The following is a 508-nucleotide window of genomic DNA, read 5'->3' as shown; positions in this document are numbered from 1 at the left end:
ATATAATATAGCGAACTGCTTGCAGCAGCGCTTCGCTATCGCTATCCTACCTCCAAAGCCTTTACCTCAAGTACAGATATTAATAATAAAATAAAACTCTTGTGGTGCGGGCATCTTGCCCGCACAAGCTGAACTTAATATATTATATAGCGAACTGCTTGCAGCAGCGCTTCGCTATCGCTATCCTACTCAAAAAGCTATTCCCTGTTCCCTGTCAGCTGTCAGCTGTCACCTAATTTCAGATAGTTCTTCCTTATCAATGTAAGGATAACATATTTCAAATCCTTTGTCAACACCTAAAAAACAAATTTTTCGCGTCTTGTTGGCTGTTCCCTGTTCTCTGTTCCCTGTTCTCTGTTCCCTGTTCTCTGTTCCCTGTTCCCTGTCACCTGTCCCCGTGGCGTAGCACCTGTCACCTGATTAAAGTGATAATTGTAGGTTGGGTTAAGCGACAACGTAACCCAACAAAGTCCTAACAACAAAGTCCCTAAGTTATTGGGTTGAGAAA

Annotated in this window: 1 pseudogene; it reads right to left on the bottom strand. The window is 42.7% G+C overall.

The features are described from left to right. Positions 1-296 precede the first annotated feature (296 nt). Positions 297-508 (bottom strand): annotated as a pseudogene (locus FFO06_RS22220) (hypothetical protein); the annotation flags it as partial.

This window comes from Dolichospermum planctonicum, from assembly GCF_005402965.1.
Classification (GTDB): Bacteria; Cyanobacteriota; Cyanobacteriia; order Cyanobacteriales; family Nostocaceae; genus Dolichospermum; species Dolichospermum planctonicum.
This window is presented reverse-complemented; position numbering and strand designations above follow the sequence as displayed.